The sequence below is a fragment of the Thalassolituus sp. UBA6592 genome (assembly GCF_002433655.1).
GTDB lineage: Bacteria > Pseudomonadota > Gammaproteobacteria > Pseudomonadales > Oceanobacteraceae > Venatoribacter.
The window spans coordinates 1,365-23,707 of record NZ_DJIO01000066.1; the positions used below are offsets into that span (position 1 = coordinate 1,365).

At 52.4% G+C, this 22,343-nt stretch carries 24 protein-coding genes; 17 read left to right on the forward strand and 7 right to left on the reverse strand.

Translation table 11 applies throughout. The annotated features are described in order from the left end of the window. The 16 genes from B2Z72_RS06145 to B2Z72_RS06220 all read left to right on the forward strand — a co-directional run. Positions 1-475, forward strand: a 475-nt coding sequence (locus B2Z72_RS06145; protein WP_297004376.1) for a flagellar biosynthetic protein FliR, incomplete at its 5' end; no start/stop codon positions are given. After that, positions 475-1,620, forward strand: coding sequence for a flagellar biosynthesis protein FlhB (gene flhB, locus B2Z72_RS06150; RefSeq protein ID WP_296984281.1), 1,146 nt, complete (start codon positions 475-477; stop codon positions 1,618-1,620). The genes B2Z72_RS06145 and flhB, both read left to right, overlap by 1 nt. 143 nt (positions 1,621-1,763) lie before the next feature. Beyond that, positions 1,764-3,965, forward strand: coding sequence for a flagellar biosynthesis protein FlhA (gene flhA / locus B2Z72_RS06155; RefSeq protein WP_296984280.1), 2,202 nt, complete (start codon positions 1,764-1,766; stop codon positions 3,963-3,965). 18 nt (positions 3,966-3,983) lie between these two features. Then, a complete protein-coding gene (flhF, locus tag B2Z72_RS06160; RefSeq protein WP_296984279.1) occupies positions 3,984-5,351 on the forward strand; it encodes a flagellar biosynthesis protein FlhF in 1,368 nt (455 codons plus the stop codon). A 6-nt stretch (positions 5,352-5,357) separates the two neighbouring features. Continuing rightward, positions 5,358-6,176, forward strand: coding sequence for a MinD/ParA family protein (locus tag B2Z72_RS06165; RefSeq protein WP_296984277.1), 819 nt, complete (start codon positions 5,358-5,360; stop codon positions 6,174-6,176). Positions 6,177-6,205: 29 nt separating this feature from the next. Then, complete coding sequence (locus tag B2Z72_RS06170) at positions 6,206-6,937, forward strand: RNA polymerase sigma factor FliA (RefSeq protein WP_296984275.1); 732 nt, start codon at positions 6,206-6,208, stop codon at positions 6,935-6,937. Between the two features lie 156 nt (positions 6,938-7,093). Continuing rightward, positions 7,094-7,480, forward strand: coding sequence for a chemotaxis response regulator CheY (cheY, locus tag B2Z72_RS06175; RefSeq protein WP_297004379.1), 387 nt, complete (start codon positions 7,094-7,096; stop codon positions 7,478-7,480). Between the two features lie 15 nt (positions 7,481-7,495). Continuing rightward, positions 7,496-8,281, forward strand: coding sequence for a protein phosphatase CheZ (locus B2Z72_RS06180; protein WP_296985986.1), 786 nt, complete (start codon positions 7,496-7,498; stop codon positions 8,279-8,281). A gap of 12 nt (positions 8,282-8,293) precedes the next feature. Beyond that, positions 8,294-10,624: a chemotaxis protein CheA gene (locus B2Z72_RS06185; protein WP_297004381.1), complete on the forward strand. Its 2,331-nt coding sequence runs from the start codon at positions 8,294-8,296 to the stop codon at positions 10,622-10,624. A gap of 79 nt (positions 10,625-10,703) precedes the next feature. Further along, entirely contained in the window at positions 10,704-11,723 is a 1,020-nt protein-coding gene (locus B2Z72_RS06190) for a protein-glutamate methylesterase/protein-glutamine glutaminase (protein ID WP_296985983.1), read from the forward strand. A gap of 267 nt (positions 11,724-11,990) precedes the next feature. Beyond that, positions 11,991-12,773 (forward strand): ParA family protein, encoded by a 783-nt coding sequence (locus B2Z72_RS06195; RefSeq protein ID WP_296985981.1) that lies wholly within the window; start codon positions 11,991-11,993, stop codon positions 12,771-12,773. After that, on the forward strand, positions 12,766-13,113 hold the full coding sequence (locus tag B2Z72_RS06200) for a hypothetical protein (RefSeq protein WP_296985979.1): 348 nt from the start codon (positions 12,766-12,768) through the stop codon (positions 13,111-13,113). Before B2Z72_RS06195 ends, B2Z72_RS06200 begins: the two co-directional genes overlap by 8 nt. Further along, positions 13,110-14,027, forward strand: a complete 918-nt coding sequence (locus B2Z72_RS06205) for a chemotaxis protein CheW (protein ID WP_296985977.1) — start codon at positions 13,110-13,112, stop codon at positions 14,025-14,027. The genes B2Z72_RS06200 and B2Z72_RS06205 overlap by 4 nt, the downstream gene beginning before the upstream one ends. Before the next feature lie 190 nt (positions 14,028-14,217). Continuing rightward, on the forward strand, positions 14,218-14,700 hold the full coding sequence (locus B2Z72_RS06210; protein ID WP_296985976.1) for a chemotaxis protein CheW: 483 nt from the start codon (positions 14,218-14,220) through the stop codon (positions 14,698-14,700). Positions 14,701-14,702: 2 nt separating this feature from the next. Further along, positions 14,703-15,086, forward strand: a complete 384-nt coding sequence (locus B2Z72_RS06215; RefSeq protein WP_296985974.1) for a DUF2802 domain-containing protein — start codon at positions 14,703-14,705, stop codon at positions 15,084-15,086. Positions 15,087-15,263: 177 nt separating this feature from the next. Further along, a complete protein-coding gene (locus B2Z72_RS06220) occupies positions 15,264-15,539 on the forward strand; it encodes a hypothetical protein (RefSeq protein ID WP_296985972.1) in 276 nt (91 codons plus the stop codon). An 84-nt stretch (positions 15,540-15,623) separates the two neighbouring features. On the opposite strand, the gene B2Z72_RS06225 is transcribed toward B2Z72_RS06220, so the two are convergent. Further along, entirely contained in the window at positions 15,624-15,995 is a 372-nt protein-coding gene (locus B2Z72_RS06225) for an MAPEG family protein (RefSeq protein WP_296985970.1), read from the reverse strand. Between the two features lie 294 nt (positions 15,996-16,289). Between B2Z72_RS06225 and B2Z72_RS06230 the strand changes: the two genes are divergently transcribed. Then, positions 16,290-17,300 carry an AraC family transcriptional regulator gene (locus B2Z72_RS06230; RefSeq protein WP_296985969.1) on the forward strand — a complete coding sequence of 337 codons (1,011 nt, stop codon included), beginning with the start codon at positions 16,290-16,292 and terminating at the stop codon, positions 17,298-17,300. Between the two features lie 43 nt (positions 17,301-17,343). Here B2Z72_RS06230 and B2Z72_RS06235 read toward each other — a convergent pair whose 3' ends face one another. The 6 genes from B2Z72_RS06235 to nrdA all read right to left on the reverse strand — a co-directional run. Further along, a complete protein-coding gene (locus B2Z72_RS06235) occupies positions 17,344-18,300 on the reverse strand; it encodes a hypothetical protein (protein ID WP_296985968.1) in 957 nt (318 codons plus the stop codon). An 83-nt stretch (positions 18,301-18,383) separates the two neighbouring features. Then, complete coding sequence (bcp, locus tag B2Z72_RS06240; RefSeq protein ID WP_296985966.1) at positions 18,384-18,857, reverse strand: thioredoxin-dependent thiol peroxidase; 474 nt, start codon at positions 18,855-18,857, stop codon at positions 18,384-18,386. A gap of 113 nt (positions 18,858-18,970) precedes the next feature. Beyond that, entirely contained in the window at positions 18,971-19,249 is a 279-nt protein-coding gene (locus B2Z72_RS06245) for a hypothetical protein (RefSeq protein WP_296985964.1), read from the reverse strand. A gap of 140 nt (positions 19,250-19,389) precedes the next feature. Continuing rightward, entirely contained in the window at positions 19,390-19,845 is a 456-nt protein-coding gene (yfaE, locus tag B2Z72_RS19255) for a class I ribonucleotide reductase maintenance protein YfaE (RefSeq protein WP_349681240.1), read from the reverse strand. An 11-nt stretch (positions 19,846-19,856) separates the two neighbouring features. Further along, positions 19,857-20,990 carry a class Ia ribonucleoside-diphosphate reductase subunit beta gene (gene nrdB, locus B2Z72_RS06255; protein ID WP_296985963.1) on the reverse strand — a complete coding sequence of 378 codons (1,134 nt, stop codon included), beginning with the start codon at positions 20,988-20,990 and terminating at the stop codon, positions 19,857-19,859. A 51-nt stretch (positions 20,991-21,041) separates the two neighbouring features. Further along, a partial coding sequence (nrdA, locus tag B2Z72_RS06260) for a class 1a ribonucleoside-diphosphate reductase subunit alpha (RefSeq protein ID WP_297004383.1) occupies positions 21,042-22,343 on the reverse strand: 1,302 nt, incomplete at its 5' end.

Below are 22,343 nucleotides of genomic sequence, written 5' to 3' on the forward strand. Positions count from 1 at the left end.
TATAGCAATGCAAACCGGTTTGGGTATTGCGACCACGGTTGATCCATCTCAGGGGGCGTCTGTGGTTGTTATCAGCCAATGGCTGTTGTTTCTGATCAGTCTTATTTTTCTTTCCCTTAACGGTCACCTGGTGCTGATTGAAATTCTGGCGGACAGTTTCCGTACTCTGCCTGTTGGCTTTACCGGGATGGATGCTGAGGCATTCGGACTGATTGTCAGCTGGAGTGGCTGGATGTTTGCAGCGGCAGTGGTTATCTCTCTGCCAGCTATGACGGCACTGCTGATCGTTAACCTGGCCTTCGGTGTGATGACCCGTGCCGCGCCTCAGCTGAATATTTTCGCCCTTGGCTTTCCGGTTACCATGATTGTCGGTTTGTTTATTCTGTGGCTGACCATGAATGATATGGCACAGAGTTTTCAAGGCTATATGGAAACCCTGTTCGAATTTATCAAAAAATTGACGGAGCTTTCCTGATGGCAGAAGAAACCGGCCAGGAGAAAACCGAAGAACCCACGCCCCGAAAACTTGAAAAAGCCAAGGAAGAGGGGCAGATCGCCAGATCGAAAGAACTCAACACCACCATGGTGCTGGTTCTGGGGGCTGTCGGCCTGCTGTTTTTTGGCCCCTGGATGGCGGAACGCATGAACCATGTTGCGCTGTTTGCATTTTCGCTGGAGCGCAGCGCTGCTTTTGACACCAGTGTTATGGCCAATCATCTCAGCGCCTCAGCGTACGAAGCGGCACTGGCGCTGGCGCCCTGGCTGGTTATTGTTTTATTAGCCGCGCTGTTCGGCCCCATGGGGTTAGGGGGCTGGATGTTTTCTTCCAAATCTCTGGTACCCAAGCTGAACCGTCTGAACCCGTTGTCTGGTCTTAAGCGGATGTTTTCTGCAAATTCCCTGGTGGAGCTGATTAAATCCTGGGCTAAGGTGTTGGTCGTTGGATTTATGGCGTGGATGGTTCTTGGTTTTTATTTTGAAGATGCCATGTCATTACTGCGCAAAGATGTTGAGCCCGCCGTGGAAGGCTCGGTCCATATTATTATCTGGAGTGTGATTTTTCTGTGTCTGTCCACTGCGCTGATCGCCATTGCGGATGTACCCTGGCAGATTTACAGTCATACCAAAAAGCTGCGTATGACACTGCAGGAAATCAAAGACGAATACAAAGAAAGTGAGGGGCGGCCGGAAGTTAAAGGCCGGATCCGTCAGCTCCAGCGTGAAGTCGCTCAGCGCCGTATGATGGCCGATGTACCGACTGCTGACGTGGTTATTACCAACCCGACTCACTATTCCGTGGCTCTGCGTTATGAGGCCGGTGATATGCGCGCGCCATTAATGGTTGCCAAAGGTGCAGACCAGGCCGCATTGAAAATCCGTGAAATTGCCAAAGAACATAACGTGCCGCAGATGCAGGCACCGCCGCTGGCGCGGGCACTATATACCCACTGTAAAGTCGGCGAAGAAATTCCTGAAGGGCTTTACGTTGCTGTGGCTCAGGTACTGGCTTATATGTATCAGATGGATATGTATGTTAAGGGCCGCGGTCCTAAACCCGAACGTAAACCGGACATGCCGATACCTCAGGATCTGCGCGTCGATCCGGACCCGCAGGTTTGAGTCTCTGCTTGTTTATTTAAATCTTATCTGGCCGGAAATTCCGGCCTTTTTTCTGCCCGCCGATCTTTTTTGTTACCGGACTGTAAACCGGAAAGGTTTTTGCAAAGTCAGGGTAATTGATGGATTTCTGGCGGAAGTAACCTATGGCGACAGCCACAAAAGATCAGATTCTTGGCTCTCTGCGCAGCGGAGCCGGAATGTTGGCGCAGGGTAACCTGAGTATTCCCGTGATGCTGTTGGTGCTGCTGGGTATGATGACCTTGCCGCTGCCGCCATTTCTGCTGGATACTTTCTTTACCTTTAATATCGCGCTGTCCATCGTTGTTCTGCTGGTCAGTGTTTATGCTAAACGGCCGCTGGATTTTGCCATATTTCCGACCATTCTGCTGGTTGCCACATTGCTTCGTCTGGCCCTTAACGTTGCTTCGACCCGCGTGGTACTTATGTATGGTCACGAGGGCGGTGATGCAGCAGGGCGGGTGATTGAAGCGTTTGGTGAAGTGCTGATCGGCGGTAACTATGCGGTCGGTCTGGTGGTCTTTATGATTCTGATGATCATCAACTTTGTGGTGGTCACCAAAGGTGCCGGGCGTGTTTCGGAAGTATCTGCACGTTTCACCCTGGATGCGATGCCAGGTAAACAGATGGCGATTGATGCTGACCTGAATGCCGGATTAATTGACGCTGATCAGGCCAAAACCCGCCGTGCCGATATTGCTGCGGAAGCTGATTTCTACGGTGCCATGGACGGTGCCAGTAAATTCGTAAAAGGCGATGCGGTTGCCGGCATTCTGATTCTGATTATTAACGTTGTTGGTGGTTTTGGCATTGGTATGGCTCAGCACGGGCTGAGCTTCAGTGATGCGGTATCCGCATACACTCTGCTGGCCATCGGTGACGGTCTGGTGGCGCAGATTCCATCGCTGTTACTGTCTACTGCAACGGCCATCATGGTTACCCGCAATGGCAACGATGAAGACATGGGCCAGCAGGTGGTTGGTCAGATGTTTTCATCATCCCGTGCACTGGCTGTTTCCGCTGGTCTGATGGCATTAATGGGTTCTGTGCCTGGTATGCCACACACGGTATTTATCGGTGCTGCTCTGGTCGCCGGTGTGATTGCTTACTATATCAGCTGGAAAAAAGAAGGCGGCAAACTCGGCGACAGTATCGCGCGTAAAATTGGCGTTGCGACTAAAACAGCTGACGCTCTGCCATCACCCGCTGGCGGTAATGCACTGGCTGCTCCAAAAGAAAAAGCCGAAGCCGCTATCAAACAAATGGAAGTAAAAGAGCTTGGCTGGGACGACGTTGAGCCGGTTGACCGGGTCGGCCTTGAAGTCGGCTACCGTCTGATTCCTCTGGTTGATAAAAATCAGGGGGGGCAGTTGCTTAACCGTATTAAAGGCGTGCGCAGAAAATTATCGCAGGAGCTGGGTTTCCTGATGCCGTCGGTCCACATCCGTGACAATCTGGATTTATTGCCTAACCAATACCGTATCACCCTGATGGGGGTAACGCTGGCGGAAGCTGAAATTTTTCCGGAACGGGAAATGGCCATTAATCCTGGTCAGGTGTTCGGCAAAATAGATGGTCAGCCAACCCGCGATCCGGCCTTTGGTTTAGATGCTTTCTGGATTGACGCAGATAAAAAAGATCGCGCGCAGACACTGGGCTATACCGTGGTGGATGCCAGTACGGTTGTGGCGACGCATTTAAATCAGAAACTGCAGCGTCATGCCCATGAGTTACTGGGCCACGAAGACGTGCAGAAACTGGTGGATATGCTGGCCAAGGCGTCGCCCAAACTGGCCGAAGAGCTGGTGCCAAATACCATCAATATCAGTCAGTTACTGGGTGTCCTGCAAAACCTGCTGCGTGAGCATGTGCCGATCCGCGATATGCGTTCAATTGCCGAGTCTTTGGCGAATTTTACCGGCCAGAGTCAAGATATTGCCGCCATGACCACTGTGGCACGTCTCTCCCTGAGCCGCATGATTGTACAGAACATCTTTGGTAACGAGGATCAGCTGGTTGTTATGACCCTGGATCCGTCGCTGGAACAGTTGTTGCTTAAGTCCTTACAACAGACATCGCAGCAGGGTCTCCAGAGCGGTCTGGTACTGGAGCCTGCCATGGCCGACACATTGCATCGTTCATTGGGCGAAGCAGTGCAGGCGCAGGAAGCGGCAGGACGTCCGGCGGTATTACTGGTAACCACTCAGCTGCGTCCGGCCATGGCACAGTTTGTACGTAACAGCATGGATCAGTTACACGTGCTGGCGTACCAGGAAATACCGGATAACAAAAGTATTACGATCGTCGCCAGTATCGGCGGCAAGTAAGCTCAGTGAGAAATCGATATGAAAGTTAAACGCTTCAGCGCGCCCAATATGCAACTTGCTCTGCGCCTGGTTTCTCAGGAGCTGGGAGCCGACGCGGTCATCCTTTCCAGTAAAAAAGTTGATGACGGTATCGAAGTAGTTGCCGCTCTGGATTATCAGTCTGAGCGGGATGCCAACAGTCCGGAAATTGAACGTCAGCTGCGTTTGCAGGCGGAGCTTGAGGAAGCTAAGCGTGCCTCGCGCGAAGAGCCGCAGCAGCGTCATCAGCGTAAAGAATTCGCCAGTCGTTCAGACGTCAGCAGTCGTGAAGGACTGGAAGCTGTGCTCAGCGGCCTGAAAAATGACAGCTACCAGGATACCCCGGTCCGCAAGCAGCCGCAGGAGCCTGTTGCACAACGTTCTGAGCCAGCCAAACGTCGTGAAACCGATCGCGACGAAAGCTGGTACAGCAATGCACTGGCACAGATGAGCGGCGAATTAAAAGAATTAAAAGACTGGCTGGTCAGTCATCAGGGCAGTGCCTGGGACAGCAGCCGGCCATTAACCTGGCAGCAGTCACAGCTATGGCAGCGCTGTCAGGATGTTGGTCTTGAACCGGCCTGGGCTGACCGGATTACCAGTCGTCTCGACAGCAATCTGGCATTGGACGATGCCTGGGAAAAGGCACTGAAACTGATTGCCACAGATATTCCGGTAGCGCCTTCCGGCATGCTCGACCGTGGCGGAATTTACGCGCTGGTCGGGCCGACCGGCGCCGGCAAAACCACAACCATTGGCAAGCTTGCGGCACAGTTTGTTATTCGCCATGGCAAAGAGTCGGTGGCGTTTGTCACCCTCGACAGCTATCGCGTTGCTGCGCATGATCAGCTGAAAACGTTTTCACGCCTGCTGGGTGTCGATCTGCACATAGTACCGCCGGGCCAGTCGGTAAATAAAATACTGGCCAAACTGCAGGATAAAAAGTTGGTTCTGGTGGATACCGCGGGTCTTGCCAGTCAGGACCCACATTTCACTGTGCAATTGTCTATGCTTAAAGAAGCAGGACCGCGCCTGAAAAAATTATTGGTGCTGCCACTGACCAGTCAGGGGCGCTGCCTGCAGGAAAATTTCGAACATTATAAAGCCATTGGTTTAACCGGTTGTGTTTACACAAAACTGGATGAGTGTTTCAGCCTTGGGCCGGCGCTCAGTATTTCAGCGTTAACACATTTACCGGTAGCGCTGGTAACCGATGGTCCGCACATTCCTGACGATGTGCATTATCCGGATGCAGATAAACTGGTGAAACTTGCCGAACAGATGGCGCGCATGGCGAGAACCCGCTGGCAGGCCGCTGAAGCGATGAGTCTCGCCAATCAGCAATCCGGCATTCAACATGGAGCATGAGAATTTATGGCTAGGCGTCCTGTTCAGGTAATTGCAGTTACCGGTGGCAAAGGCGGGGTTGGTAAAAGTAACGTTTCCGTAAATCTGGCGATTGCGCTGGCTGAAATGGGACGTCGTGTTGTGGTGCTTGATGCCGACCTCGGGCTGGCCAATATCGATATCCTGTTGGGTATCAGTGCCAATAAAACCATTGAAAATGTGCTCAGGGGTGAATGCGATCTGCGCGAAGTGATGGTGAAAGGACCAGGCGGTATCCGTATTGTTCCGGCATCATCCGGCACGCAGAAATTATCCCAGCTGAATTCCATGGAGCACGCCGGGCTGATTCAGGCGTTCAGTGATCTTGGTGATGACATTGATGTATTGATTGTGGATACCGCTGCCGGTATTTCCGATACGGTACTCAGCTTTGTGCGTGCATCCCAGGAAGTGATTATGGTGGTCACCGACGAGCCTACCTCTATCACTGACGCTTATGCCCAGATTAAATTGCTGAACCGCGACTATGGCATGTTCCGTTTCCGCATCGTGGCAAATATGGTGCGTACACCGCAGGAAGGAACAGCTCTGTTTGCTAAACTGACAAAAGTAACGGACCGTTTTCTGGAAGTGGCGCTGCAGTATGTTGGCGCGATTCCGCAGGACGATGCCGTTAAGCGCGCTGTGCAGCGTCAGAAAGCGGTAATTGAAGCCTATCCGCGGGCGAAAGCGTCGACTGCTTTCCGTGCGCTGGCTAAAAAAGTGGATGCCTGGCCGCTGCCTTCTTCGCCGCGCGGACATCTGGAATTTTTCGTGGACCGTCTGGTGCAGGAAGTCGGTGCATGAGTCTGGGTAACCAATAAACCGGGTCACCAATGCTTGCAGGAAGTTCATTAGTGTATTCAGACGTACAGAACCAGGATTTTGATCAGCTTGTCCGCCAACACGCCACACTGGTGAAGCGCATTGCTCACCATATGCTGGGGCGGTTGCCTGATAGTGTGCAGCTGGATGATCTGATACAGGCCGGTATGATTGGTCTGCTGGAAGCGTCACGTAAGTACGATGGCGGTAAAGGCGCCAGTTTTGAAACCTATGCCGGTATCCGTATCCGCGGTGCCATGCTGGATGAAATCCGTCGTGGCGACTGGGCTCCGCGATCCGTGCATCGTAATTTCCGCCGTATCAGTGATGCCATCAAACAGATTGAAAGTGAAAAAGGCCGTGATGCCGAAGATGCGGAAGTCGCCGGGTTTCTCGGCATTTCCCAGGACGAGTATCACAGTATTCTGAAAGACAGCGCCGGCTGTCGCCTGTTCAGTTTTGAAGAGGTACTGGAAAAAAGTGATTCCGGCTTCGATATCTTTGAAGACGATTCGCCAGATCCGCTTGATGGCATTGAGCGCGACTCATTCCAGACACAACTGGCAGAAGCCATTAAAACGCTGCCAGAACGCGAACAGCTGGTGCTGGCGCTCTACTATGACGAAGAGCTCAACCTCAAAGAAATTGGCGCTGTACTGGGCGTCAGTGAGTCCCGCGTCAGTCAACTTCACAGTCAGGCGGCCCACCGTCTGCGTGCCCGCCTTGGTGGCTGGATCTCCTGATCCGGCCCGGTTGATTATTTTATAAACAGGCCCGTATGAGGCCTGCTGCACAAAACATCATCCTTCATTACCAGTTTCTGGATAAAGCGATAACTGCGTCTACAATAAATCTTAGGAACGGCTTGGAATATACAGAGTCGATTACTGGAGGTCGTTTTGGACAAAAACATGAAAATTCTCGTTGTTGATGACTTTTCAACCATGAGACGAATCGTAAAGAACCTGCTGCGTGACCTGGGCTTCACTAATACCCAGGAGGCCGATGACGGTCTGACAGCATTGCCAATGTTACAGAATGGGGATTTCGACTTCCTGGTAACAGACTGGAACATGCCGGGTATGACCGGGCTTGATCTGCTCAAAAAAGTTCGTGCGGACGACAGGCTTAAAACCCTGCCGGTGCTGATGGTTACGGCCGAAGCCAAGCGTGATCAGATTGTTGCTGCAGCTCAGGCCGGCGTGAACGGCTACGTGGTGAAACCTTTTACCGCGGCAGTGCTGAAAGAAAAGATCGACAAGATCTTTGAACGCGTCGAAGGATAACAGGAAGGCGACCTGATGGCCGGAATCAACAAAGACCGTGAGTCCGATATCGTCAGCGTAGGCGCAGAAATCCGTGATCTTGCCCAAAGCATGCTCAGGGAAGTCGAGCGCGGGGAATACGGTAAAGCCGTCGCCCTTGTTAACGACCTGAATCAGGTCCGGGACCGTACGCTGTATCAAGAAATTGGTCATCTGACCCGTGCTTTGCACGAGTCGATAAAAAATCTGAACGTCGACACCGTCGGTGCAGCTTCAGAAATCGACAGTACGACCGATAAACTGGAATACGTGCTGGAAATGACTGATAAGTCGGCCAACCGCACCATGGATCTCGCTGACGCTGGCATGCCGCTGGCCAGCGATATTCATGATCGGGCGTTGCACTTGTCATCGCAATGGCAACGGTTCCTGAATAAAGAGCTGAAGCCGGATGAATTCCGTGCCCTCAGCAAAGATATCAACCTGTTTCTGGCTGACAGTGCAGAGCAGTCAGAGACTTTGAAAGGGCAGTTATCCGATATTGTTCTGGCCCAGGATTTTCAGGATCTTACCGGTCAGGTCATTCATAAGGTAGCGGCTCTGGTACGCGACGTTGAAGGTCGCCTGGTGCAGTTGGTGGCCATGGCCGGCAAGGTCGATTCGCTCACAGGAATTACTCATGCTTACCCTGAGGTTGAGCCTGAGAAGCCAGATGATGGCGCAAACATAGCTGCGGAAGGACCGCAGATTGATAAATCCAGTAATGACGTAGTTGCCAGCCAGGATGATGTTGATGACTTACTGTCCAGTCTTGGTTTTTAAAGGAGCTAACGGATGAGTTTCGATGCTGATGAAGAGATTCTGCAGGACTTTCTGGTCGAGGCCGGAGAAATCCTTGAGCTGCTCTCTGAACAACTGGTCGATCTTGAACAGCGTCCCGATGATAACGATCTGCTGAACGCCATTTTCCGTGGATTCCATACGGTAAAAGGTGGCGCAGGCTTCCTGCAACTGAATCCGCTGGTGAACTGCTGCCACGCGGCAGAGAACGTGTTCGATACACTGCGCAACGGTAACCGCCGGGTAACGTCCGATCTGATGGACGTGGTGTTACAGGCGTTAGACAGTGTTAACGAAATGTTTGAAAGCGTACGCTCAGGCGCGTCACCTGATGATGCAGACCCTGAGTTAATCGAGCGCCTGCATCAGCTTGCCCTGCCGGAATCAGAAGATGAAGCGGTGGCAGCTGAAGTGGCCGCTGAAGAGCCGGCTGAAGAAGAAGCGGTTGCAGAAGAGCCCTTGGCAGAGGATAGCGCCTCCGATGATCTGTTCGATGTTCCTGCCGGATCTTCTGCAGCAGACAACAGCGACATCACCGATGATGAGTTCGAGCAACTGCTGGATGCACTGGATGACGGTCAGCCTGCAGCGCCTCCGGCTGCGGAAGCGCCGGCAGCTGCGCCGCCCGCGGCAATGGATGACGACGATCTGTTTGATATGGGCGGTGACAGCACTGCTGCATCGGATGATGAAATAACCGAAGATGAATTCGAGGCCCTGCTGGACCAGATTCATGGCAAAGGCAAGCACGCTGCTGCTGACAGTAAGCCGTCAGAACCGGAAAAACCTGCCGCCGCTGACACCGAAGCAGCGGTCGCCGGTGCGGCTTCCGGCGATGATCTGATTACTGATTCAGAATTTGAAGAATTGCTCGACCGGTTACACGGTAAGGGCAAGCATTCAGCCAGTGCTGCAGAGCCAGAAACAGCAGACGTGAAGGCGCCAGCCGCCGAAGCGCCGAAAGCCACAGAAAAGCCTGCGGCAACGGCCACGACGGATACTCCGAAAGCCGAACCAGCGAAACCCGCAGCGGCGGCTAAACCAGCGGCGGCAGCGGCAAAACCTGCTGCCCGACCTGCAGCTGCTGAAAAGCCAGCGGCACCGGCAGCAGCCAAGGCTGCGGCAGAAAAAGAAACGCATCAGGCTGAAGCCACCGTGCGTGTCGATACCAAACGACTCGATGACATCATGAACATGGTGGGTGAATTAGTACTGGTGCGTAACCGTCTGGTGCGACTGGGTTTACAGAGCACTGACGAATCCATGGCGAAAGCAGTTGCCAACCTGGATGTTGTTACCGGTGATCTGCAGTCGTCGGTGATGAAAACCCGGATGCAGCCGATTAAGAAAGTATTCGGCCGCTTCCCGCGGGTGGTACGTGACCTTGCCCGTCAGCTGAAGAAAGAAATTAACCTTGAGCTGCGCGGTGAAGAAACCGACCTGGATAAAAACCTGGTTGAGGCTCTGGCCGATCCGCTGGTTCACTTAGTGCGAAACTCGGTTGACCACGGTGTGGAAATGCCTGATGACAGGGAGAAAAAAGGCAAGCCACGGGTTGGTACCGTGATTTTGTCAGCAGAACAGGAAGGCGATCATATCCTGCTGAAAATTCAGGATGATGGCGCCGGTATGGACCCGGATAAATTACGCGCAAAAGCCGTTGAAAAAGGGCTGATGGATCAGGATGCCGCAGATCGTCTGACCGATACCGAATGTTTTAACCTGATTTTTGCACCGGGCTTTTCCACCAAAGAACAGATTTCCGATGTGTCTGGCCGTGGCGTGGGGATGGACGTTGTAAAAACGAAAATCACCCAGCTGAACGGTACGGTGAGTATCGATTCGAAACTCAGCGTCGGCACGAACATCAGCATTAAAGTACCACTGACGCTGGCGATTATGCCGACGCTGATGGTGATGCTGAAAGACCAGGCATTTGCTTTCCCTCTGGTAAGCGTGAATGAAATTTTCCACCTGGATCTGACCAAGACCAACATCGTTGATGGTCAGGAAGTGGTGGTGGTACGGGAAAAACCAATCCCGCTGTTTCATATGAAGCGCTGGCTGGTAGCGGGCGAACAGAACGCCCAGGCAGACGAAACTGCTCATGTTGTAGTGGTTTCCGTCGGTACCAAACGGGTTGGCTTTGTCGTTGATCAGCTGGTTGGACAGGAAGAAGTTGTGATCAAGCCGCTGGGGAAAATGTTGCACGGCACTGCCGGTATGGCGGGTGCAACCATTACCGGTGACGGGCGTATTGCGCTGATTCTGGATATCCCGAGTATGCTTGGCCGCTATGCAGCCAAACAATCGCATGCGGCCTGATAAGTGACAGCGTTTCACAGGACTGATACAGGTGTTGGCCGACTGTTTCCGGCCAACACTTTTTAAGCGAGCAGAATGAATGACTATCCGTGTACTGGTTGTAGATGACTCAGGATTCTTTCGCCGTCGGGTAAGCGACATTATTAATGCCGATACCCGTATGGAAGTGGTTGGTGTGGCTTCCAACGGAATGGAAGCGATTGATATGAACGAATCGCTTAAGCCTGATGTGATTACGATGGATTATGAAATGCCGGTCATGGATGGCATTACTGCAGTGCGTAATATCATGCAGCGTCGTCCGGTTCCGGTATTGATGTTTTCCTCGCTGACGTTTGAGGGTGCCCGCGTTACGCTGGATGCGATAGATGCTGGTGCGCTGGATTTTCTGCCAAAAAATTTCGATCAGATTGCCAAAGACGCAATACAGATTAAACGGGCGCTGACCGATAAAATCGCAGCGGTTGCCAGAAATCAACAGAAGCAGACGGTTGTCCAGAAAAGTAAACCGGTTGTTAAAGGGCGTTTAAAAGGCACAGAGCTGGTTATGATCGGTACGTCAACCGGTGGCCCGGCTGCGCTGCAGACGTTGTTTAAGGGTATTCCCGGATCATTTAAAACACCGATTGTTATTATTCAGCATATGCCGGGTTCTTTTACTAAAGCATTTGCTGAGCGATTGAATTCACTCAGTCCGCTGGTGGTAAAAGAAGCGGCGGATGGTGATCATCTTGAAAAGGGACACGTGTATGTTGCCCCGGGCGGTATGCAGCTGATGGTGGACCGGCGCAATGGCGGTACGATCCATATCCGCGAAAGTGATGATCGGGTTAATTACCGCCCAAGTGTTGATATTGCGTTTGCTTCAGCGGCAAAACATTATCCGGGAAAGACCCTGGGTATTGTTCTTACGGGTATGGGATCTGATGGAAAAGAAGGTGCCAGATTGCTCAAAGATACAGGGGCCGGAATATGGGCTCAGGACGAAGAAAGCTGCGTGATCTTCGGTATGCCACTGGCGGTGATTAAAGAAGGCCTCAGTGATGAAGTATTATCTCTGAAGGACGTTGCGCCGCGTCTGGTTGAAGAAGTTAACTGACGCTGGATTCGTCGGATAGCCGGCGGCATATTATTGCCGCCAATTCCCTGTCTTTTTGCCGGCAAACACAGAGCTGGTATCTGATTTTTTCATTCTTTTGCGTTTCCCATCTTAATTAATCTGAAAAATGGACGATAACCTTAAAAGTCGATCATTTTTTATTGGCCTTTTTAAAACCTGACACGAATTTTGCCTTAGAGATTTACAGGTATTTGGGCAAAGTCAGTGCCGGAAAGTTGGCTGTAACATATTAACAAGGTGGCGCGCGTGCGGATCTGGTCAATTGCAAATCAAAAAGGTGGGGTCGGAAAAACCACCAGTGTGGTCGCCCTTGGCGGGCTGCTTGCCGCGCAGGGCAAGCGGGTGCTGCTGGTAGATCTGGATCCTCACGGTTCACTCACCAGTTATTTCAGGCAGGACCCGGACAGCCTCGAACGCAGTCTTTATCATCTGTTTTTTGAACAACGTTATAAAGACCGGGAATTTGTCCGCTCGGTGCTTAAATCCACCTCAATGGATAATGTTTCTCTGCTGCCGGCGACGACATCGCTGGCAACACTTGAGCGTCAGGTGAGTGGTCAGGACGGCATGGGCCTGGTTCTGGCGCGTTCGCTGGCAAAACTCTGGGATGAGTACGATTACGCCTTGCTGGATACGCCACCGATTCTTGGCGTATTGTTGGTCAATGCGCTGGCGGCCTGTCAGCAACTGGTTATTCCCACACAAACCGAACATCTGGCATTGAAAGGGCTGGAACGCATGGTGCACACGCTGAAGATGGTGATGCGCTCGCAGAATCGTCAGCTGCCATACACCATTGTGCCGACGCTGTTCGACCGCCGTACAACCGCCTCACTGACGACCCTGAAAGAAATGCGCCGTCAGTATCCTGAATCCCTGTGGGATGAAGCCATTCCTGTGGATACCCGTCTGCGTGATGCCAGCCATGAGGGTATCTTTCCGCATCAGATGGACGCAGATGGTCGTGGTGTGCGTGCCTATCGTCATCTGCTGGCTTCTCTGGATGTCGCGGAGCGTCAGCGTGCCTGATAAGCGTCCAGCACAGCTCGCGGAAGCTGATCCGGTAACCGACTACCTGAGTCATCTGTTGTCCGATCAGGGAGAAGTCCGTGGTCAGTCAGTCAACTGGGACAACCTGCTCAGTGATGCCGTGCGCCGTGGCCATCTTGAAGACGCTCTGAATTCCTCAACCTTACTGCCGGGTTTTGCGCCAATCAGTCTTGCCGCAGCCGGGCAGGGAACGGCTGCAGAGCAACGTACACAGCTGTTTCATCTGCTGCACCACGTCAGTGTTTTACCACCATGTAAATTACGCAGCTATATTCTTGCATCTGCTGATCCTCTGCTTGGGGAGGCGGTGTTGAAATGAGTGAACGTAAGCCGCAGGCCGGTGATGATAATCAGGTCGATATTGTCCTGCAGGATTATCTGAATGATCTGTTGGTCATGGCAACGGCTGCGCCGGAAGCGCCTGCGCGTTCATCCGCGCAAACCGTTGCTGAGCTTAAACCTAAAGCGGAGGTTACACCTGAGTCCGCCCGTCCGGTGACGTATGCCGAGCAGCCGCTGCCGCTGACAACCCTGCCACAGACGCTGACTGTCCCCGAAGTACCCGAAACAGTACCTGAGACAGTAACTGAGACTGTTACGGAGACTGTTACGGAGACGCTGGTTGAAACGGCAGTGGAAGAGGTCACAGCCTTTCAGGAAGAAGCTGCGCCTCCTGAACAGGAAGAGGTAACCGTTGAAGAGGTTGTCGTTAACGAACCTCTGACGGATGTCAAAGAACAGACAGATGATCAGTCTCCTGACATCAGTACTCAACCGGCGCCATTAAACTGGCGCTCTGTTCAGGGTATCGAATGCTTAATTTTTAAAGTCGCTGGTCTGAAACTGGCGATACCGCTGCCATTACTCGGTGGCGTTCATAATGTTTCTGATAAAGTCACGCCGCTGTTCGGGCAGGCGGCGTGGTCGTTAGGTGTCTGGCAGGGCGAAGACAGCAAGATGACGGTCATCGACAGTGCCCGGCTGATTATGCCTGAGCGTCAGGTCAGCCTTGCCGATGAAGGCTACAGCTTCTTTATTCAACTGGATCGCTCTCCCTGGGCTCTCGCCTGTCAGGAAATCTGCGATACCGTCACACTGGTTTACGACTCCATCAAATGGCGCGGGGATGCCAGCAAACGCCCATGGCTGGCGGGAACTGTCATTTCTGAAATGTGTGCCCTGATTGATGTTCCGGGGCTGATGTCGCTGCTGGAAGAGAATGTCCGCCGTTAATATGTCCGTTATTCGCCGGGCGCGTGAAAATTTAGCTCAAATTTAACTGGTACACTTTGTGCTCTGATCTATATTAAAGAAAGGTTCGTCATGTTTTTTGACACACAGGCCGGATTTCAGCAACAACGGAAGCCGGCCGGCGTTAAGCACGACACGGTCAGGCTGCGGCCTTTCTTTGCGAGGATGTAATATGTCAGCGATTGCCGGAAATAAAGCGGCGGAAGATCCGGTCCTTCAGTGGGTCACCTTTCGTCTGGAAAACGAGTCTTACGGAATCAACGTAATGCAGGTTCAGGAAGTACTGCGTTACAGTGAAATTGCCCCGGTTCCCGGTGCGCCCCCGTATGTACTGGGTATCATTAACCTGCGTGGTAACGTAGTGACTGTGATTGATACCCGGCTGCGTTTTGGATTGCCAACCGCTGACACCACAGATCAGACCCGTATCGTGATTATCGAGGCGGAAAATCAGGTTGTGGGTATCCTCGTGGATGCGGTGGCTGAAGTGGTTTATCTGCGGCAGTCAGAAATTGAAACCACTCCTAACGTCGGTAACGAAGAAAGCGCCAAGTTTATTCAGGGTGTTTGTCATAAAAATGATGAGCTGCTGATTCTGGTAGACCTGGAAAAGCTGATGACGGATGAGGAGTGGACAGAACTTCAGGGTCTCTGATTATGATCTCTCTGTCTCTTATGCATTGGTTGTTGATCGGCAATATGGCGTTAATGTTTGTGGTGGGGCTGATGATGTTCAGCCTCAAACGCCAACAGAATAAAGAATCCAGACGTCTGGATGACGCTGTAAATCATCTACAGCAGTCCTATCAGGCGATGAGTAAAAGCACCATCGGCATGGGACGGAAGATCCGTCAGATGGACGGTCGTATGCAGAGCGCAGAGCGTAAGGTGGTATTGCCGACGACCGATGAAGCGACGTACCAACAGGCGTCGCGTCTGGTTGGGCTGGGTGCCAGTGCCAGTGACCTGGTCGATAACTGCGGCATGGCCCGCGGCGAAGCCGAATTACTGGTATCCCTGCGCCGCCAGCCGGCACACTGATTCCTGAAAGTTTGTATCCCTCATTTTATGGCCTGATGCCGGAGCGCAGTTTGTGCGCGATGGCATCGCTGTTCACATGGTAACGGTATTTTCCGTAAACCTTTTATAACAAAACAATCCTCCCGGGCCGGAGGGCTGCTCCTATACTCTAAAAGAGAGTGACCTCGGGAGGTAGATATGTCTTTATTTCACAAAAGCTTCGTGTTTGGCCTGGCAATGCTGGTGGTGACGTCCATCACCCAGGGCTCTGCTTATGTGGCGTCTGCTGACAGGATGTCAGGGGGCGGCGACAGGCTGGTCGCTAACCTGATCCGTAATGCGACTTTTCTGGAAGTTACCCCGGAGTTTACTGACCTGTATATTATTGAAACGCAGGATAAAGGGCGGGAAATTCTGATCTACTGTAATACCGCATACTGCTATAAATACCGTGGTCAGCTGGTTTTTTCCTGACGTTTCAATGTTATGCCGCGCGGATCAGCGCGCTGCTCTTTCGGCATATCAGATTGCGGCATATCAGATATGCCCGCTGTTACCTTAAGCGCCGGCGGTAAATATCGCCACCACGGTTAATATTCCTGCCATCCATACCGCAGAACGTAACATCGCCATATTGGCCAGATAGGTAATTCCGTAAACAATCCGGATAGCAATAAATGCCATGGCGAGCGTATCAATTCTTCCCTGATCTGCGCCGCTCAGGTGAGCAATAATCACAGCGGCGGCAAACGCCGGAAAGGCTTCGAAGCTGTTCAGCTGAACCCAGTGAGCACGTTTGTGGATTCCCTGCTGTTTTTCCAGAAATTCCCGCGGTGCGTAGTTGTTATAGCGCCCGGCCGACTTTGCGACCAGAGTAAATACATAGGGCAGCAGGGCCGCCGCCAGTACACACCAGTAGGCGATTGTCATAATTTTTCTTCCTTTACTGAATTGTCGATAAGTCTTTTACACCGTAATGGATGTGCGGCAAAGGTGCAGGAGTGCCGTTCATCTTTGTCATTTTGCGCTCAGGCATCCACAGACTAACTCCTGCCTGGCAGTTTATGAAGGATGACAATCCATCCTTTGAATGAAAATACCGGCGTATTTCCGTAACGCAGCTGTGCACCGACAGGCGTCTTATGGTCCGTTCTCAAGATAGGGTACACTCACGTTTGTTTTCGTAAATGGCCAACGTATTAACCTGAGCTTTACCTGATTCATATGACTGAAAAAACCGTTTCTGTGTTATGGATTAAAGCGCTGTTGCAGGCTGCTGAGCAGCAGGGCGCACGTCATGAAGAGCTGCTGGCGACAGCGGGCCTGACGGATGACATCCTGAGCACACCCTATGCCCGGGTCAGCCTCGACGCTACGCTGAAAATCTGGCGTCTGGCAGAAACCGAATGTGAGGGACGGGATTTCGGTCTGTTAATGGGTGAGCAGGTTAAACCGACGCATTTTCAGCTGTTTGCCATGATTCTTATGCACAGCCAGTCGCTGGGCGCAGCGTTTGAAAAATCCATCCGTTACACCCGTGTACTGAGTGACGGTGGCCGCTATTTTCTGAGTGACGAAGCACACGAAGCCAGTATTTGCTATGAACCTCAGGAGGCCGATTTCAGCCGTCATCAGGTCGATGCTGTGCTGGTTTTGTTAAGGAATTTCGCCAGCTGGTTAGCGTGTAAACCCGTGCCATTACTGCGGGTCGAGTTCTGCCATCAGGCTCCCGCCGACATTTCCGAATATGAACGTATTTTTGCCGCACCACTGCAGTTTGGTGCACGGCGTAATGCACTGGTGTTTGAACCTCAGGTGTTGCAGGAGCCTCTGGCGCTGGGGGATGAAAAACTGGCAGCCATGCATGAAGCCATGCTGGAGCAGCAGCTGGCGGCGATTCAGCAGTCAGATACTGCCGGTCTGGTGCGGCATTTTTTACTCAACTGTGAAGATCTCAATGTCGATCGTGATGATGCAGCAAAGCAGCTGAACATGGGCAGCCGTACGCTGCAGCGTAAGTTGCAGGATGCTGCTACCAGCTTTCAGCAGCTATTGGCCGAGGAACGCCAGCGCCGCGCACGGTCACTGTTGATTTCAACCGATATGTCGCTGACCCGCATCAGCGCTGAGCTTGGGTTTTCTGAGAGCAGCGCCTTTACCCGCGCTTTTCGCCGCTGGGAGGGCGTCACTCCGATGGAGTTCCGGCAACAGGCTGAGCGCGATCAGAAAGCCTGATTGCCAGAGCACCAGAGCACGTTACCTGTAGCGTATACAGACATCAGAAGCGCCAGCTCAGCCCTGAGCTGATGCTGTAATCCACAGCGCTGTATGACGCTTTACGTATGGTTTTTTCGCTGTCTTCGTCCGGATAGAGGAAGTAGCGCCAGTTGATCCCACCACTGGCCTGCAGAATCAGATGTTGGCCGAGGCGATAGCGGCCCCTCAGGCCGGCCTGGGTTTCCAGCAGCAGAAAGCTGAGCTGATCGGAGCTGTCTTTCAGTTCGCCGGCTACAGCATCCGCAATATCGCCCGCCTGACCATCTTCCCTGGCTTCTCCCTGACCCAGGAGCAGACTGATGTGTGGCCTTATGCCGTAGCCGTTCGGCTCAAAGGCGATTCCCAGGGCCTGACTGGTTATTTCGGCTTCGATCAGCAGCTCCGTTTCGGTCGGGTTCGCTGCGCTCTGATTTATGGCTGTTTTCCGCGACACGCTGAGCGGCTGTTGTTGTTGGCGATAGTTCAGCCAGAGGTAAGACACAGGTGTATCACTGCTCTGCAGATCCAGTGTCAGGCGATAATTATGCTCGCGGCTGTCGACCAGCAGCTCTGTGTCTGTGCTCAGACTGGTATTTTGCCATTGCAGTGCGCTGTCGAGCGTGTGCATCTGTTGGCGATAGTCCGATGAGGCGTCAAAGCTCAGATACATATCACTGATGCGCAGCAGTGGCAGCGAGACCTGCCAGAATTCGTAGCGGATAAATCCTTCGCTGCGTGACATGTCCGTTGGCAGGGCGCGGCGGTAATAAAATGACGGCAATGCGGGCAACAGTCGGCGTTTCTGCGGGGTTATACGACTTTGCCAGCCACAGCCAAAGGCCGGTGTCTGATCGCCGCTGTCGCGCAGCGCATCGACGCCGGACAGGGAAAGCCAGCGCAGGCTGCCGTCACAGCTGAGGTTACCGGCGTGACTGAGCAGAGGAATAAAAAATAAGAGTAAACAGCACAGGATTTTCATGCTGTCTGTATCGGCCAGATGAGGCAGAAGTTAAGGGCCTGCAAATGATGCACGCCCCTTCATTATCTTTGCTGGCAGCAGAATTACATATCTTTAATAATTTCCAGTACATCGTCGTGATGGGTTTTGGTTTTTACCTTAGCCATGATGTGGCGCAGTACGCCTTTCTCATCAATGATAAAGGTCACGCGGTGAATACCGACGTACTCCTTACCCATAAATTTCTTCAGTGCCCACACGCCATAGGCTTCGGCGATGCTGTGGTCTTCATCCGACAGCAGGTCAAAATTGAGTTCCTGTTTGTCGATAAACTTCTGCAGGCGCTCCGGCGCATCCGGGCTGATGCCGAGGACCACTGTGTTGAGTTTTTCAAATTCGTCGCGGCTGTCGCGGATACCACAGGCCTGGGTGGTACAGCCCGGGGTCATGGCTTTCGGATAGAAATAGAGCACCACTTTTTTACCCTTCAGGCTTTTCAGGGTAACGGTTTCAGATTTCTGATTCAGCGCGCTGAACGCAGGTGCAGCTTTATCAATGGCAGGAAAATTAAGGCTCATGGAAAATCCTCTTCACCGGGCAGGTAATCCCGGAATAACAGACACAGGGGGACAAAGAGGAATAAGGTACCGCACCAGCCCGATAAATCAAGCTGGTGGGCGGCACTGGTAACTCAGCAGTTGATGCTGCGTTCGGTGAGGTATTTGCTCAGGGTTTCTTTGGCCTTGTTACCGGCCGGGCTGTTGCGGAAAACAAATTCGTGGGTTTTGTTTTTCAGTACCAGCAGGACATCGGCGCAGAAATCACCGTCGTGATCTTCACGCACTTCTTTCATCCGTGCTTCGACCAGCATGTCCAGATTGATGTAGAAATCGCCGGGTAATTCTTCCAGGTGATCGCGCGCGTTCATCCGTACCATGGCTACATTGGGTGTGATGCAGATAAAGGCCATATCTCAGGTCTCCCTAACTCAGTTATTGTAATTAATGGAACAATCTTAGGGTAACCGCAAGGTTTTGAAATTGATATAAGGCATTAACTGCGCTGGCTGATGATGCAAACCAGCAACCGTGGGCAGTGTCAGGCGAGGGATCAGAGTTTGATCTTGAGATCGCTTTTGGGAATGCAGCAGCAGGGCAGGATTTCGTCGTCATCCAGCCATGCCATAGGCTCTTCGTGATAATGCACACTGCCTTCCAGTAACTGGGTACGGCAGCTGCCACAATAGCCTTCGCGGCACTGGTAATGCACTTCGATATTCTGTGCTTCCAGTGATTCCAGCAGGGTGTGCGCATTGCGGAAAGTGGCCTGGCGGCCATCTTCCAGAGCAACGGCGTAAGCCGGGCGGGGCATCCCTTCAAATTCAATCTGCGGCGTGGCATCCGGTTGTTCCGGATTGTGTTCGGGCAAAAAGAATTCGGTCTGAACGGGGGCAGGCTCGCCACTGTCCGGGATAACCGGCTCCAGCTCAAATGGCTGGTTGCCGGCATCTCCGGTCAGTTCGAAGTCATCAGTCTGTTCAGCAGGATGATCTTTGCGGTGTTTCAAAGCAGCAGACATCAGAGGTCGAAATCACCCAGGTCATCAGTGTTCACTTCACTGTCGATGGCGCCGACAAGGTAGGAACTGATTTCAGCTTCCTGAGGTGCAACCTGCACGTTATCACTGTTCAGCCAGGCGTTGATCCATGGCAGCGGATTGTTTTTGATGGTCGGGAAGATCTGCTCAAACCCCAGTGCCATGATGCGCTGGTTGGCAATGTATTCCACGTACTGACACAGAATGTCTTTGTTCAGACCAATCATGGAGCCGTCTTTGAACAGATATTCTGCCCAGTCCTTTTCCTGTTGTGCTGCTTCGCTGAAGATATTTACCACGTCGTCGCGGCACTCTTCGGCAATCTGGGCAAATTCCGGATCGTCTTTACCGCGCGCCATAATCTGCAGCATGTGCTGAGTACCGGTCAGGTGCAGCGCTTCATCACGGGCGATCAGTTTGATGATCTTGGCGTTACCTTCCATCTTGGCGCGTTCGGCGAAAGCGAACGAGCAGGCGAAGCTGACGTAGAAGCGGATGGCTTCGAGAACGTTCACCGATACCATGGTCAGATACAGGCGACGTTTCAGTTCATGCATGTTCACATCAATGGTTTTGCCATTAACGGTGTGTGTACCTTCGCCCAGCTGCTGGTAGTAGTTACTCAGCTCGATAAAGTCATCGTAATACTTAGTCACGGAAATCGCGCGGCGTACGATGTATTCGTTCTTGGTGATATCGTCGAAAATTTCGGCCGGGTTAGGCACGATGTTACGTACGATATGGGTGTAAGAACGGCTGTGGATGGTCTCACTGAATGACCAGGTTTCAATCCAGGTTTCCAGTTCCGGCAGCGATACCACAGGCAGCAGGGCGATGTTCGGAGAACGGCCCTGAACGGAATCCAGCAGGGTCTGATACTTCAGGTTGCTGATGAAAATATGCTTTTCATGTTCCGGCAGATCGATGTAATCCTTGCGGTCATTGGTCAGGTCGACCTCTTCCGGACGCCAGAAGAAAGACAGCTGCTTCTCGATCAGGCTTTCAAAAATCTTGTGTTTCTGAATATCGTAACGGGCAACGTTAACGTTCTCACCGAAAAACATCGGCTGAGCAAAAGTATCAAATTCGTTACGATTAAATGTGGTGTATGCCATACAGGTTCTATCTCAGCGCAGCGCCCGCCGAAGGCGCTGCAGGGTTTACGCTTAAATTTTACACGCGCCGCCGGCACAGTCGTCGTCTTCTTTCTGTATATCTTTCTGCGGATCTTCCATGCCATCGCGGGTGTTGTGATAGTACAGAGTCTTCACACCGTTTTTGTAGGCGGTGAGCAGATCTTTCAGCAGTTGCTGCATCGGTACCTTGCCGCCGAAACGGGTAGGGTCGTAGTTGGTGTTAGCGGAGATCGCCTGATCAACGAACTTCTGCATAATACCAACCAGCTGCAGGTAACCGTTGTTGTTCGGAATCTGCCACAGCAGCTCGTAATTGGACTTCAGTGTCTCGTAGTCCGGTACGACCTGTTTGAGAATGCCGTCTTTACTCTGCTTAACACTGATGTAACCGCGTGGTGGTTCGATACCGTTGGTGGCGTTGGAAATCTGCGATGAGGTTTCCGATGGCATCAGAGCAGACAGCGTGGAGTTACGCAGACCATGCTCAACAATACTCTTACGCAGCGCATCCCAATCGAGGTGCAGCGGTTCATCACAGAATTTATCAACTTCATGTTTGTAAGTATCAACCGGCATCACACCTTCTGAGTAGGTGGTGTCGGAGAAGGCTTCACAGGCGCCCTGTTCTTTGGCCAGCTCGTTAGACGCTTTCAGCAGGAAATACTGCATGGCTTCGAAGGTACGGTGAGTCAGGCCATTGGCTGAACCATCGGAATACTTCACGCCATTTTTGGCCAGATAGTAGGCGTAGTTGATCACACCCACACCCAGAGTACGACGCTTCAGGCTGGCTTTTTCTGCCGCCGGAACCGGGTAGTCCTGGTAGGTCAGCAGGCTGTCGAGAGCACGCACAATCAGATCGGCCAGCTCTTCGAAGTCGTCCAGCTGATCGATTTTGCCGAGGTTGAACGCAGCCAGTGTACACAGCGCGATTTCACCTTCGTCATCGTTGACGTCGTGCAGCGGTTTGGTCGGCAGGGCGATTTCCAGACACAGGTTGGACTGGCGCACCGGCGCTTTGTGCGGGTTGAACGGGCTGTGGGTATTACAGTGGTCCACGTTCTGAATGTAGATACGGCCGGTACTGGCGCGTTCCTGCATCATCATGGAGAACAGGTCCACCGCTTTCAGAGTTTTCTTGCGGATACCGTCCTGCTGTTCGTATTTCACGTACAGCTCTTCAAATTTTTCCTGATCTTCGAAGAAGGCGTCATACAGGCCTGGTACATCGGATGGCGAGAACAGGGTGATGCTGCCATTTTTGATCAGGCGTTCGTACATCAGCTTGTTGATCTGCACACCGTAGTCGAGGTGACGTACACGGTTTTCTTC